Source organism: Streptomyces sp. NPDC048637 (genome assembly GCF_040650675.1).
Taxonomy (GTDB): Bacteria; Actinomycetota; Actinomycetes; order Streptomycetales; family Streptomycetaceae; genus Streptomyces.
This window is the reverse complement of record NZ_JBEZHQ010000003.1, coordinates 227,847-240,508: the sequence shown is the minus strand read 5'-3', so window position 1 is coordinate 240,508 and position 12,662 is coordinate 227,847. Positions and strand designations below refer to the sequence as shown.

General features: G+C 71.5%; 13 protein-coding genes. 6 read left to right on the top strand and 7 right to left on the bottom strand.

Translation table 11 applies throughout. The features are described from left to right. Positions 1-106 precede the first annotated feature (106 nt). Positions 107-301, top strand: a complete 195-nt coding sequence (locus AB0C46_RS06255) for an antitoxin (protein WP_362826100.1) — start codon at positions 107-109, stop codon at positions 299-301. Between the two features lie 245 nt (positions 302-546). Here the strand turns inward: AB0C46_RS06255 and AB0C46_RS06250 are convergent, their stop codons facing one another. The 4 genes from AB0C46_RS06250 to AB0C46_RS06235 all read right to left on the bottom strand — a co-directional run bounded on the left by AB0C46_RS06250 (position 547) and on the right by AB0C46_RS06235 (position 4,734). Further along, positions 547-750 (bottom strand): cold-shock protein, encoded by a 204-nt coding sequence (locus AB0C46_RS06250; RefSeq protein WP_006601696.1) that lies wholly within the window; start codon positions 748-750, stop codon positions 547-549. A 292-nt stretch (positions 751-1,042) separates the two neighbouring features. Continuing rightward, positions 1,043-2,221 (bottom strand): serine hydrolase, encoded by a 1,179-nt coding sequence (locus tag AB0C46_RS06245; RefSeq protein WP_362826099.1) that lies wholly within the window; start codon positions 2,219-2,221, stop codon positions 1,043-1,045. Positions 2,222-2,421: 200 nt separating this feature from the next. Beyond that, positions 2,422-3,303 (bottom strand): endonuclease, encoded by an 882-nt coding sequence (locus AB0C46_RS06240; protein WP_362826097.1) that lies wholly within the window; start codon positions 3,301-3,303, stop codon positions 2,422-2,424. Positions 3,304-3,501: 198 nt separating this feature from the next. Next, entirely contained in the window at positions 3,502-4,734 is a 1,233-nt protein-coding gene (locus tag AB0C46_RS06235; RefSeq protein WP_362826433.1) for an MFS transporter, read from the bottom strand. A gap of 436 nt (positions 4,735-5,170) precedes the next feature. Here AB0C46_RS06235 and AB0C46_RS06230 point away from each other — a divergent pair, with 436 nt between their 5' ends. After that, positions 5,171-5,638: a hypothetical protein gene (locus tag AB0C46_RS06230; protein ID WP_362826095.1), complete on the top strand. Its 468-nt coding sequence runs from the start codon at positions 5,171-5,173 to the stop codon at positions 5,636-5,638. Between the two features lie 31 nt (positions 5,639-5,669). Here the strand turns inward: AB0C46_RS06230 and ligD are convergent, their stop codons facing one another. Further along, the gene (ligD, locus tag AB0C46_RS06225; protein ID WP_362826094.1) at positions 5,670-6,617 is read right to left on the bottom strand and encodes a non-homologous end-joining DNA ligase; all 948 of its coding nucleotides are present in this window, start codon (positions 6,615-6,617) and stop codon (positions 5,670-5,672) included. Between the two features lie 30 nt (positions 6,618-6,647). On the opposite strand from ligD, the gene AB0C46_RS06220 reads away from it, so the two are divergent. Together AB0C46_RS06220 and AB0C46_RS06215 are read left to right on the top strand one after the other, a co-directional pair. Next, the gene (locus tag AB0C46_RS06220; protein ID WP_362826092.1) at positions 6,648-7,754 is read left to right on the top strand and encodes a Ku protein; all 1,107 of its coding nucleotides are present in this window, start codon (positions 6,648-6,650) and stop codon (positions 7,752-7,754) included. 47 nt (positions 7,755-7,801) lie between these two features. Then, positions 7,802-8,176, top strand: a complete 375-nt coding sequence (locus AB0C46_RS06215; protein ID WP_362826090.1) for an RNA-binding S4 domain-containing protein — start codon at positions 7,802-7,804, stop codon at positions 8,174-8,176. 64 nt (positions 8,177-8,240) lie between these two features. On the opposite strand, the gene AB0C46_RS06210 is transcribed toward AB0C46_RS06215, so the two are convergent. Further along, positions 8,241-8,666, bottom strand: a complete 426-nt coding sequence (locus AB0C46_RS06210) for a YchJ family metal-binding protein (RefSeq protein WP_362826089.1) — start codon at positions 8,664-8,666, stop codon at positions 8,241-8,243. A gap of 195 nt (positions 8,667-8,861) precedes the next feature. Here AB0C46_RS06210 and AB0C46_RS06205 point away from each other — a divergent pair, with 195 nt between their 5' ends. Continuing rightward, positions 8,862-9,056 carry a hypothetical protein gene (locus tag AB0C46_RS06205; RefSeq protein ID WP_018092434.1) on the top strand — a complete coding sequence of 65 codons (195 nt, stop codon included), beginning with the start codon at positions 8,862-8,864 and terminating at the stop codon, positions 9,054-9,056. 153 nt (positions 9,057-9,209) lie between these two features. Then, positions 9,210-10,985: a hypothetical protein gene (locus AB0C46_RS06200; protein WP_362826087.1), complete on the top strand. Its 1,776-nt coding sequence runs from the start codon at positions 9,210-9,212 to the stop codon at positions 10,983-10,985. A 76-nt stretch (positions 10,986-11,061) separates the two neighbouring features. Here AB0C46_RS06200 and AB0C46_RS06195 read toward each other — a convergent pair whose 3' ends face one another. Further along, a complete protein-coding gene (locus AB0C46_RS06195) occupies positions 11,062-12,570 on the bottom strand; it encodes a PLP-dependent aminotransferase family protein (RefSeq protein WP_362826085.1) in 1,509 nt (502 codons plus the stop codon). Positions 12,571-12,662: the final 92 nt, after the last annotated feature.

The following is a 12,662-nucleotide window of genomic DNA, read 5'->3' as shown; positions in this document are numbered from 1 at the left end:
GCCACGGCGATCCCCGCGCCCGGCGGGGCCCCTGGCGCGGGGATGCAGATCGTCTGGGAGGGGGCGATGCTGGAGTCGTGGGGGACCTTCGTGAGGAGGACGCATCATGTCCATGATGGACAAGATCAAGAGCATGCTGAAGGGCCACGAAAGCCAGACGGAAAAGGGCATCGACAAGGCCGGCGACATGGCCGACGAGAAGACCCAGGGCAAGCACAAGGACCCGGTCGACACCGGCCAGGAGAAGCTCAGGGACCAGTTCGGCGGCGGGCAGGGCCCGGACCAGCCACCGCGGCCCTGAACCGGCGGCTCACCCGGCGGTCACCACCGCCGTCCCGCCCTTACGCCGTACGGATGACCACCGTGCAGTCCGCCCGGCCGACCCCTGACGTCCTGATGCCGGAAGATCCGCGGCGACCGCCGCCCGGAAGGCCGGCGGCATGCTGCTGTCGGCTGCGGCCGACCGGGTGAGGCCGGGGCCGCACACCACACGACGGTGCCCGCCCCGGGGGTCGGGAGCGGGCACCGAGGGCGGGTTCGCCGGGCCTACGCCAGCCGGATCTTCTCCGCCTGGGGGCCCTTGTGCCCCTGGGTGACCTCGAAGGTCACCTTCTGGCCCTCCTGCAGCTCGCGGAAGCCCGTGGCATCGATGTTCGAGTAGTGCGCGAAGACGTCGGCGCCGCCGCCGTCCTGGGCGATGAAGCCGAAGCCCTTCTCCGAGTTGAACCACTTCACCGTGCCGGAAGCCATTTCCGTCTCCTTCGTTCAATGGGCTCGAATCGGCTTCCGCGTGCTGCGGAACCCGGAGGTGATCGCCCTGGTCCGGAGACGCGCTACACAGCAAGGACGCCCGTGAATGCGACACGGGCGTCCGGCACTTCGGAACCACGACAGCTGATCAGGACGCTACACCGAGCGACGCCCGGCAGGCCGCACAACCGTGATGGACGCGTCGCCCTTCACCGGGCAAGGCCATCGGGTGTCCTCCGTATCCCTGACCGATCGGATGCATGTACGACGGCCGGGCGGCGCGGGCACGGCCTCAGACGGACCCGGACTCGCCGCTCCGGCTCGCACGCGCGGTGCGCCGGCGCCGCCACAGAGCGGTGCCGAGCCCGGCGGCGGCGATGGCCCCGACGGCTCCGGCCGCGGACAGGAACCACCCGTACCGCGTAAACCACTCGCCGTCCGTCTGCGCCGCGACCCCGGCCTTGTGCAGCGGCACGGGCCGCGGCCGGTGGGCGACGGGCTGCGATGCACCGGTGCGCTCACCGGGCGCGAAGGTGGGGAGCACTCCGACGGCCGCGGCCCGGGGAGCCGCCGCGAATCCCCAGTCCAGCAGGTCGCGCGTCTCCTCGTAGACGGCGTTCCGGCCGCCGGACTGCGGATTCATAAGGGTGACCAGCAGGGTCCGGCCGTCGCGTCGGGCGGCGGCGATCAGGGTGTTGCCGGCGTGGCTCGTATAGCCGTTCTTCACCCCGATCAGTCCGTCGTACGGCCTGACGCCGTGTGAGCCGACCAGCAGCCGGTTGGTGTTCTGGAGGGTGAACGCGTCCGGGCCGCCGTCCTGCGGGAGCTCGGCCCGTTTCGTCGAGGCGAAGTGGGCGAAGTCCGGGTCGGCCAGCCCGGCCTGCCCGAAGAGTGACAGGTCGTAGGCCGACGAGACCTGTCCCGGGGTGTCGAATCCGTCCGCGGACTCCACCCGGGTGTCGCGGGCGCCGAGGCGGCGGGCCGTCTCCTGCATATCGTCGATGGTCTTGCGCCAGCCGCCGTTCATGCTGGCCAGGGTGTGTACGGCATCGCTGCCGGAGCTGAGGAAGACGCCGTGCCACAGGTCGGCGACCTGGTAGGGCAGGTCCTCCTTGAGGCCGGCGAGGGAGCTGCCCGCCTCGATCCCGGCCAAGTCCTCGAGGGAGACGGTGTGCACCTCCCCCTGGGAGAACTTCGGCAGCACCGTCAGGGCGAAGAGCGTCTTGAGGGTGCTGGCGGGCGGCAGTGGCCGGTGGACGTCCTTGGCCGCGAGGACCTTGCCGTTGGCCATGTCCGTCACCATCCACGACAGGGCGGAGACCTCCGGCGGCTCGGGCACGTCCGGCCGGGGCAGGAACTGCACTCCCCGCCGGTCCAGCCGACCTTCGGAGTCGGCCGCTTGGGCCGAGTGTGTCCCGGCCCGCAGGTCGTCGATGCCGTACGGGCCATCGGCGGCTGCCGGACCGGGCACGGCCCACAGGCTCGCGGCACAAACGGTGGCGGCGGTAGCGACTCTGACGGGGGCCCAACTCACGCTCGACATGTGGCCACGCTAAAAACGACCGCGGCCGGGCGCTGGTTGGCCTACGCCATCCGATGCGCGGGCGCCCCGACTGCCGTAGGCGAGGGGCCGGGCCCGGCGGAAGGTCCGCCGGGCCCGGCCGGTAGGGGCTACCAGATCTCGTCGACCCACTCGGGGTGGTCGATGAACGGGTTCCTGTTGTGCTGGTACTTGTCGAATATCACCTGGTTGCGGCGCTTTTCGAAGGCGTCCGGCCGGTCCTGCTCGCTCCACTGCTTCAGGACGGAGAGCCGGCCGATGTGCGGCTGGGAGCCGTTGTCGACGTTGTCGTTGGGTTCCAGATCGGGGAATCCGTCGCCGCCGTCGTAGCGGACGGCCATGTAGAGGATCATGCGGGCGACGTCGCCCTTGACCGCGTCACGGGGCTCGAAGGAGTCGTCGTCGGTGAGGTTGCCGGGCGCCTCGGCGACCTTTGTCCCGCCGTTGTCGAAGTCCTTGTTGCCGCGGGTGCTGTTGACGGACACATCCTCCGGGCGCAGATGGTGGATGTCGGTGCCGGGGCCGGTGTCGGTGCCGAAGTCACCATGGGACTTCGCCCAGACGTGCTCACGGTTCCAGTCATCCGGGTTGCCGCCGTTGGAGTTCTTGCTCTGTGAGCGGCCGGTGTACAGCAGGATGACGTTCGCGCTGTTGTCCGGGTCCTGGTCGGTTTCCTTGAGGGCGTCCCAGACCTGGGAATAGGTCAGCTTTCCGGTCTGGGTGCCGCTGATGATCCGGTGCAGCGAATCCTTGAGTGCCTGGCCGGTCTTGCCCACGGCGTCTTTGTAGTACGTGTCGTCATACGACGTGTCGCCGGCCGCGCCGGCGGACAGGGATGCGTGCTGAGCGGCGGAGGCGGCAGCGGCACGGTGCGGTGCGGCCGGAGTGGCCGTCGCACTCGCCGGAATCTGTACGGCCACCGCGGTCAATGCCGTTCCGGCGGCGATGGCCAGCGCGGTACGGGCGCGACGAGTCACGCGGGTGTTGTCCACGAAGGGTGTCCTCTCCCCGAATTGTGGCACCGAGTCGTGAAAATGTGGGGCACGACCGGCGCCGGCCGTTGGGATGCGGCCGCAGGCAGCTTTCCATTGCGGTAATCACCACAGTGTGAACACCCGGGAAGAGTTGTGTGTCCACCCCGTGGCAATCACCGAATTCCCCCGAAAATGCCACCCGCTGCCGACCCTTCGTCAGGAGCGCGCCACACATGCCGCTTTCGGTTCGGCAGTCGCGGAAGTCGTGGGTTCCGGGTGACCCGCGACGGGTGTGACGGATACGGGTGCCGCCGGGGAGCGGCGCAGGAGATCGGGCAGCAGGGTGCCGACCCCGATGGCGGCCAGCGCGGCACCCAGCCACAACGGGCCCCGCAGTCCGAAGGAGTTGATGGCCAGCCCACCGCCCGAAGAACCCACGATGACACCGAGGGTGATGAAGGAGGAATGCACCGTGTTCACCAACGGCCGTGCATTGCCGGTCCGTTGAACGCGCGTGACCATCGCCGGATTCATGGTGACCCCGACCAGGCCGATGCCCGTCATCAGCGCCACGGCCGGCACGGGGAGGTGGGCGAAGACGGCGAATCCGGCAAGGAAGAGGAAATTGAGTATCAGGCCGATGAGTTGGACGCCCACCGTGTGCCGGTCCGCCAGCCGTCCGACGACGGTGTTGCCGATAACGGTGGCGGCGCCGTATCCGATGAGCAGCAGCGGAACGGTTCCGGCGGCGAATCCGGTGACCTCGGTGAGAATCGGGTGGAAATAGCTGAATGCGGAGAACGTCGCACCGATGATCAAAGTGCTGGTGGACAGCACCAGCCACAGCCGGGGATTCCGGAAGACCACCAGCTCCTGCCGGACGCTCCCGCCGCCCTCGGCACGGCCCAGCCGGGGAATTCCGGCGAGCGTGGCCGCCGCGGCGAGAACCGTGATTCCCGAAATGACCCAGAACGCCGTCCGCCAGCCGAAGTGTTCACCGACGAGCGTGGAGAGTGGGAGCCCCAGGAGCGTGCCGAGCATCAGCCCGTTCATGGCCAGCGCAATGGCACGGCCGCGCACCTCCGGACGGGCCAGTTGGACACAGAGCGACAGGGCAACGCCGAAGTATGCCTGTGAGGCAACGCCGGTGACGATCCGCGCCATCAGCATGGCCCCGTAGTCCGGCGCGAGGGCGGCCAGCACATTGCCCGCCAGAAATATGCCGAACAGCGTCATCAGCGCCGCCTTCTGGCGGAGTTTCAGCACGGCGACGGTCAGGAACGGCCCCCCGGCCGCCATGGCCACGGCGAACGCGGTGATGAGAAAGCCGATCTGCGGGATGCCCACGTCCAGCCCCACCGCCATCTGCGGCATCAGCCCGGCCACCACGAACTCGCTGGTCACCATGGCGAAGATCCCCATGGCCAGCACATAGACGGCGCGCGGCACGATCAGCACTCCCCTGCGCAGCAGGACGCCTGCACTCCGGCCCCGGCCGGCCCACCCGTCCGGCGCGTCATGCCGTGACACTCCATGTCGATCCCCCTCTTTCACAACCGATCGTTCCAGTACGCAGGCAGGCGAAAGCCCGCAACCTCCGGGAATGCCCCACCGGGCCGGACCTGCCCCCGCCTGCGCCGAGGACTCTACCCACATTGGACCGATCGTTCCAAAACTATTGGACTGATCGCCCCAAAACTCACGGCGCCGGCCCCGAGGCCGAAGTGGCGGGCCCGTGCGCGGCGTTCAACGGCGCACTTTGGGCCCATCGGGTGAACCCACGCTCCCTGCGCAACCGAACAGGCACCGCCCGGCTTCCGAAGAGTTGACAGCCTCAATCACCGAATCCCCTGGACCCTTCGGACCGTGAGTTGTGGAGGCCCCCATGTCGCACTACCGCCCCACTCCCCCGCCCTACGGCGTGACGCCGGATTATGTGCTCGCTCCCCCGCGCCCCGAGGAACGCCTCGGCGCACCCGCGGTACCGCAGGGCCCGCCGCCCCCGCCCGCGTACCGCACGGACCACATGCTGCCGCCGCCGCGCCCGGAGGACCGGCTGCACTTCGGCCCGCCGCACCCGCAGGACCGGCCGCGCTTCGGCCCACCACACCCGCAGGACCGGCCGCTCATGCCCTCGCACCCCGAGGAGCAGCGGCAAGGGCCGGTGGCCATGCCCGATCGCCGGCGGCTCGATCTCCAGGCCGCGCTGACCGCGGCCGGGGTCGCTCCGACGGACGGGGACCTGGCCGCCCTGGCGGAGATCGCGGCCCTGGGCGACACCACGGTCGGTGCCGTCATCACCTGGCTCGGAACCGCCGCACGCGCGTCATGGCCGCGGCCGCACGCGGTGTGAGCGGCCCCGCCGGCCCGCCGCCGGACAGTGCCTAGGACGAACCCCGGGCGGGCCCCGGCCGAGGGGGTGCCGCGGGCGCGCGGGAGGGTGCCGCGGCGGGCAGCGGACGGGCACGGTCCGGATCGAGGAGCGGGGCGAGCAGATCGCCGTGGCGTTCGCAGCGCGGTGCGATCTCGCTGAAGAGAAAGGTGAGTTGCTGCGGGTCGGTGCAGTCGGCGATCTCGTCCCAGGTGACCGGGGCCGAGACGGTGGGGGTGGCACGGGCCCGCAGGGTGTAGGCGACCGCGGTGGTCTTGGCGGCGGCGTTCTGGGAGAAGTCGATGAAGACCTTGCCGGGGCGCAGCGACTTGGTCATCTTGTGCACGACCAGGTCCGGCAGGGCCGCCGCGGCCTCGACGGCGAGGGACCTGGCGTAGGCGGTGGTCCGCTCGGACGGGGTGGGCTCGACGGGCACGATGAGGTGCAGGCCCTTGGCGCCGCTGGTCTTGGCGCAGACAGCGAGGCCGTCGGCCGCCAGCCGGTCGTGCAGCCACTGCGCCGCGGTGCAGCACTCCACGATGGTGGCCGGGGCGCCGGGGTCGAGGTCGAAGACGAGGCGGTCGGCGAGGCCCGGCGCCTGCCGTGTCCACTGCGGGGTGTGCAGCTCGACGACCAGGTTCGCGGCCCAGACGAGCGAGGGGAGGTCCTGCAGCAGGACCTGCCGGGTGGGCCCCGACGTCGAATGGGGGACCTCGCAGGTCTTCACCCAGGAGGGCGTGCCGGGCGGCACGTTCTTGGTGAAGAAGCGCTGGCCGTCCGGCCCGTCGGGGTAGCGCAGAAAGGAGAGCGGCCGGTCGTGGAGGTGGGCGAGCAGCGGGCCTGCGGCGGTGGTGCAGTAGTGCAGCACCTCACCTTTGGTGGTGCCGGTCTCGGGATAGAGGACCTTGTCCAGGTTGGTCAGCGAGAGGCGCCGCCCCTCCACGACGGTGATCGGCGACATACGATGAGAATCCCACACAAGGGATGAAATATGCGTTCTATTTGGAATGGGTCCATATCGTTCGGTCTGGTCACCATCCCCGTGAAGACCTACAGCGCCACCGACCGCACCTCGTCGGTGTCTTTCGTGCGCATCCACGAGGAGGACGGCGCGCAGGTCCAGTACCGGAAGATCTGTGAGCTGGACGGCGAGGAAGTCCCGAACGAGGAAGTCGGCAAGGGCTATCAGGCGCCGGGCGACGACACCATCGTGCCGGTCACCGACGAGGATCTGTCCCGGCTGCCGATGCCGACCGCCAAAACGCTGTCGATCCTGTCGTTCGTCGACCCCGACGAGATCGACCCGCTCCAGATGGACAAGGCCTACTACCTGGGGCCCAACGGGGCGGCCGCCACCAAGCCGTACACCCTGCTGCGGGAGGCGCTGGAGGACCACCGGAAGGTCGCGGTCGGCAAGGTGGCGATGCGGGGGCGGGAGTCACTGGCGATGCTGCGGGCGCACGCCGGGGCGATCGTGATGCATACGCTGCTGTGGCCCGATCAGCTCCGGCCCGTCACCGGTGTGGCGCCCGACGAGGTCGAGCTCCGCGAGAACGAGCTGAAGCTGGCCGAGACCCTGATGGACTCCCTGGGCGAGCTGGACCCCGCGGAACTTCACGACGACTACCGCGAGGCCGTCGAGGCGCTGGTCGCCGCCAAGCTGGAGGGCGAGCCGGTCGCCCCCGCCGCGTCGGGCCCGTCCGGCGCCCAGGTCATCGATCTCACGGCGGCGCTGGAGAAGAGTGTGCGCGCGGCACGGGACGGCCGGGACGCCGGCGCGGACTCGGAGTCGGAGTCGGCGTCCGTGACGCCCATACGGGGGCGGAAGGCGGCGAAGAAGGGCGAGGCGGAGCAGGGCGCCGCCAAGAAGAGCGGTGCGGCGGCGAAGAAGACAACGGGGAAGAAGACCGCCGCGGCCACCGCGAAGAAGGCTCCCGCGAAGAAGACGGCCGCCGCCCCGAAGGCCGCCGGCGGGCAGGCGAAGGACACGTCGACGGCCAAGAAGACGGCAGCCGCCGGCACTTCCCGGAAGACCGCGTCGAAGAGCACCGCCAAGAAGACCGCGGCCAGAAAAACGAGCAAGAGGTCGTCCGCGTAGGGCCGTCGGGCCACCTCGCCGGCGGGCGTCCGTTCTAGAGTCTTGGTATGGCTTCAGACGAGGGGACCACCCGCATCGACAGCTGGATCTGGTCGGTACGGCTCACCAAGACGCGCTCGCTGGCCGCGGCGGCCTGCCGCGCGGGGCACGTACGGGTCAACGGTGAGCGGGTGAAGCCGGCCCATGGCGTGCGCAACGGCGACGAGGTGCGGCTGCGGCACGCCGGCCGGGAGCGGATCGTGGTCGTCACACGGCTGGTGCGCAAGCGGGTGGGCGCGGCGGTCGCCGCGGAGTGCTTCATCGACAACAGCCCGCCGGCCCCGCCGCGTGCGGAGGTCCCGGTGATCGGGCATCGCGACCGCGGCACCGGACGCCCCACCAAACGCGACCGCCGCGAGATCGACCAGCTGCGCGGACTGTGAACCGGCCCGGCCCGGCGCACCGCAGGGGCCGGTCCCGGGGCGGGGCCGCCCCGACGAGGGAGTCCTATGCCGACGGCAGCGCGTCGAGATAGACCCACTGGCCGCCCTCGCGGACGAAGCGGCTGTGCTCGTACTGGCTGTCGGTCTGGCCGTGCAGGCTGTAGTGGGCGCGGAATTCCACGGTGCCTTCGGTGTGAAAGGTGCTGCCGCCGGTCGTGCCGAGGATGTCCAGGCCGGTCCACCGCTGCGCCGGTTCGAGGTCGAGGCCGGCCGGGCGGGTCGTGGGGTGCCAGGTGCGCAGCAGATATCCGGTGTCACCGACGGCGAAGGCGCTGTAGCGCGAGCGCATCAGGCGCTCCGCGGTCGGGGCCGTGGCGCGTCCCTGGTGGAAGGCGGCACAGCAGTCGCGGTAGGCCTCGGCGCGTCCGCAGGGGCACGGCGCGGCGGGGGTAACGGCGGCGGGGCGGGGCTTGTTCTTCTGCTTCGACACCCCACGATTGTGCAGGGTCGGCGGGAGCGGGACGCGACACGCCGAGCACACCCGGACCCGGCACGCCCTGGAGCTGCGCCCATTTAGGGAATTTCACTGACAAATCACCCATTTGCAGCTTTTGGTGGCTTGGTACGTACTGTGAGGCTGGAAGAACTCATGGTGACCGTCCCCACCACCCAGGAGAGAACCCCCATGATTCTGTCCATTTCCGGCGTCGTCCTGCTCGGTGTCATCGTCTTCCTCTTCTTCCGGAAAGACGGCCTGAAGTTGTCCCACGCTCTGGTCTCCGCGCTCTTCGGGTTCTACCTCGCCAGCTCCGCCATCGCGCCCAGCATCAAGGCCGGCGGGGCGAGCCTGGCGAGCCTCCTCGGGGGGATCAAGATCTAGGGGTGGCCGCAGTCCGCTTCCGGCACACCACCACGGGCCCCGCCCGAACGGGCCGCACCGGCTCCCGTCCGGGCGGCTCCGTGCGGGGCACGCTCCCCGGCCGGCAGCCCACGCCGATCCCGCACGACCACCGCACGAGCAACAGGAGAAGACGTGGCCCGGCGCCCCCTGCCCCGCATCCTGACCAACAGCGCACCGCTCGCCCGTATGGCACACAGCGCCCCGCTCGCCCGTAGCCGCGAATTCGCGCGCAGCGCCGCCGACAGCGCCTCCGATGTGTTCCATCCGCTGATCACCATCGGCCGGGGGCTGCGCCGGCTGGGCGCGGCCGGCCGGGGACGCTGGGCCGAGACGCCCAAGGAGCAGCGCGGCCCGCTGGCCTTCTTCGTGGGCGCGTGTGTGCTGGTGGTGTGGCTGGTGCCGTACGGGCCGCTGCTCGCCCTGATCGCGGTGATGGGCGCGGGGGCCTGGGCGGGGCGGGAGCGTACGCCCGTGGCGGCCGGGCCCAGTGAGGCCGAGACCGAGCGGCTGCGGGCGCTCTACGAGGCGCTGGTCCCCTACCTCTCGGCCGAGGGCGACCCCAGCCCGCTGTATGCGCACGGTGGTGACTGGGAGCGGGCCTTCGCCGAGTACGCCTTCGACGACAGCGGACGGCTGGAACGACTGCAGCTGAAGTACCCGGCGTACTTCACCGATGGTGAGGACCGGTCCCGGGTCCGCATCGAGCAGGTGCTGTACGCCAAGGCCGGCCGCGGCCGGGAGTACCACTTCACCTGGGACGAGCTGGCCAACCAGCTCACCCTGACCGTGCTGGACGCGCTGCCCACCGATATCGCCGCACAGCGCTTCGTCACCTCGCCCGGCGAGACGGTGCTCGGGTTCACCGACCCGGACGCCGTGCAGCGGACCCTGCCGGTCACCGGCGGGGAGGAGACCCGGGACGCCCCGCCGGTGGTCTGGCGTACCGGGCAGCGCTCCACCGAACCGCATCTGCTCGTCCTGGGGCAGCCGGGGACCGGCGCCACGACGCTGCTGCGCTCGATCGCACTCCAGGCGCTACAGCACGGCGATGTGCTGGTCATCGACGGCAGCGGCACCGGTGAGTACGGGTGCCTGTCCGGATGCCGCGGCGTCCTGGGGGTGGAGAGCGGGCTGGCGGGGGCGCTGGCGACGCTGGAGTGGGCATCGCACGAGACCGAGCGGCGGCTGATCGCGGGCAACCGGGCGCGGCAGGCCGGCGGGCCGGCGCCGGACGACACCCGCAGGCCGCTGTGGATCCTCGCGGACCGTCCGACGGCGCTGTCCCATATCGCGGTCGCGGAGGGCCGGGACGATCCGCAGCAGTGGCTGCAGGTGCCGCTGCGGCACGGCCGGGCCGCCCAGGTCACGGTGGTCGTGGCCGACCAGTTCGAGACCGCCGAGCTGCTGGGCGATCCGGTACGGGCGCACACCAAGGCGCGGGTGGTGCTCGGCCCCGCCACGGCGGAAGAGGTACGGGCGGTGCTCGGGGCGCCGCCGCACACCACACCGCCGGCGCAGGTACCGCCGGGGCGCGGCTATGCGCGGCTGGGGAGCGCACCCGTGCTGCGGCTCCAGGTGCCGGCCACGCCCGATCCGCTGGACGACGCCACCGGCCAGACGCACCGGCAGGCCGTCACGGCACTGCTGCCGGAGCGTACGGTCCCGGCCGACGGGGCGGGGCCCGCCGAGCCGGTGACCGGCGGCCGGCCGGTGGAAATCGGCAAATCCGGGCGCGGCGCCGGGGCGGAGCCGGACGACGAGCCCGCGACGGCCGACGCGGCGCCGGATGCCGAGGAGACCGGGTCCGCCGCCGAGCCGGTGGGCGCGAGCGCGCGGGTGCGGACCGACAAGGGCGGCGAACCGCGTGTCGCCAAGGGGGCGGTGGAGGCCGTCCGAGCGGAGGGGTGAGGTCGTCCGCCCGGTGGCGCCGGCCGGCCCCTGAGATCCACTCCACCCGGCCCCGGGCAACGCCTCCTGGCAGCCGTCAGGCCACGAACGTGTGCCGCAGCTCCGCCTCCACCGGCGCGCCCGTCGCGACCAGTCGCGCGGCGCCGGCCAGGCGGACCGCGGCCTCGTCGGCGACGGCCCCGTTGACCGTGAACGGCAGCCGCACGAAGCCCTCGAAGGCGCCGTCGACGCCGAATCGCGGGCCGGAGGGCACCCGCACCCCGAGCCGCTCCCCCGCCTCGGCGATCCGGGAGCCGGAGAGTCCGCCCGTACGCGCCCAGAGGGTGAGGCCGCCGCGGGGCACGCTGAACTCCCAGTCGGGGAGGTGCCGGTGCAGTGCCCCGACGATCGCGTCGCGGTTCTCGCGGGCCTGCTCGCGGCGGATGCCGATGGCCTTCTCCCAGCCGCCGCTCTCCAGGAGCGAGGCGATGGCGAGCTGTTCGAGGACGGGTGAGCCCAGGTCGGAGTAGGCGCGGGCGGCGACCAGGCTGCGGATGATGTCGGGGGCGGCGCGCACCCAGCCGATCCGCATCCCGGCCCAGAACGCCTTGCTCGCCGAACCAACGGTGATCACCGCACTGCCGGCCGGGTCGAACGCGCAGACCGGGCGGGGTGGTTCGTCGGCGTCCTCGTCCAGCCGGAGCTCGGTCATGGTCTCGTCGACGACGAGCAGGGTGCCGGCCGACCGGGCGGCATCGACGAGTCGGCGGCGCTGGTCCTCGGTGGCGAGCGTGCCGGTGGGGTTATGGAAATCGGCGACGACATAGGCCATGCGGGGGGCGGCGTCGCGCATCACCTGGCGCCAGGCGGGGATGTCCCAGCCGGCCAGCTTGTCCCCGAGGGCGACCGGGACGAGCCGGGCACCGGCGTCCCGCATCAGCTGGAGGATGTTGGCGTAGGAGGGCGAATCGACGGCCACGCGCTCGCCGGGGCCGGTACAGAGCCGGCAGATCGCGGCGACGGCACCCATCGCGCCGGTGGTCACCATGATCTGCTCCGGCATGGTGGGGATACCGCGGGCGGTGTAGCGGTCCGCGAGGGCCTGACGCAGGACGGGCAGACCGGCCGGGTAGTCGCCGTGGGTGTGGGAGTAGAGCGGGAGGTCGGCCATGGCGCCCTGGACGGCGCGGGTGAGCCAGGGTTCGGGGGCCGGGAGGGCGGCGCAGCCGAGGTCGATCATGGAGCCGGCGGCTTCCGGGGGCAGCGGTTCCAGACCGCGGGTGGGAAGCGGATTGCCGGCCGGGACAGCGGTCCAACTGCCCGAGCCGCGCCGGGACTCCAGGAACCCTTCGGCGCGCAGCGCTTCGTAGGCGGCGGCGACGGTGGTGCGGCTGACGCCGAAGGCCGCGGCGAGTTCGCGCTCGGCCGGCAGGCGGGCGGCGACGGGTATCCGGCCTTCCAGTACGAGCAGGCGCACACCGTCGGCGAGGGTGCGATAGGCGGGCACCCGGCGGCCGCCGACCGCGAGTTGGGCGTCGCGCGGGTCCTGCGACCGGAGCAGCCGGGCGAGTTGGGGTGCACCCACCGCTGAAGTCCACTGAGCCATGAAGATCAGTCCACCTTCCCCGAATTGGCTCTACTTCCCGAGCCCGGACACGCCACATGGTGTCATGCGTCGGTCCAATCCTGCCAGGAGGG

Bases quoted from the DNA above. Each gene is read 5' to 3' on its own strand.
- AB0C46_RS06255 (WP_362826100.1), top strand. From the start codon at position 107: ATGTCCATGATGGACAAGATCAAGAGCATGCTGAAGGGCCACGAAAGC.
- AB0C46_RS06250 (WP_006601696.1), bottom strand. From the start codon at position 750: ATGGCTTCCGGCACGGTGAAGTGGTTCAACTCGGAGAAGGGCTTCGGC.
- AB0C46_RS06230 (WP_362826095.1), top strand. From the start codon at position 5,171: ATGTCGCACTACCGCCCCACTCCCCCGCCCTACGGCGTGACGCCGGAT.
- ligD (WP_362826094.1), bottom strand. From the start codon at position 6,617: ATGTCGCCGATCACCGTCGTGGAGGGGCGGCGCCTCTCGCTGACCAAC.
- AB0C46_RS06220 (WP_362826092.1), top strand. From the start codon at position 6,648: ATGCGTTCTATTTGGAATGGGTCCATATCGTTCGGTCTGGTCACCATC.
- AB0C46_RS06215 (WP_362826090.1), top strand. From the start codon at position 7,802: ATGGCTTCAGACGAGGGGACCACCCGCATCGACAGCTGGATCTGGTCG.
- AB0C46_RS06205 (WP_018092434.1), top strand. From the start codon at position 8,862: ATGATTCTGTCCATTTCCGGCGTCGTCCTGCTCGGTGTCATCGTCTTC.
- AB0C46_RS06195 (WP_362826085.1), bottom strand. From the start codon at position 12,570: ATGGCTCAGTGGACTTCAGCGGTGGGTGCACCCCAACTCGCCCGGCTG.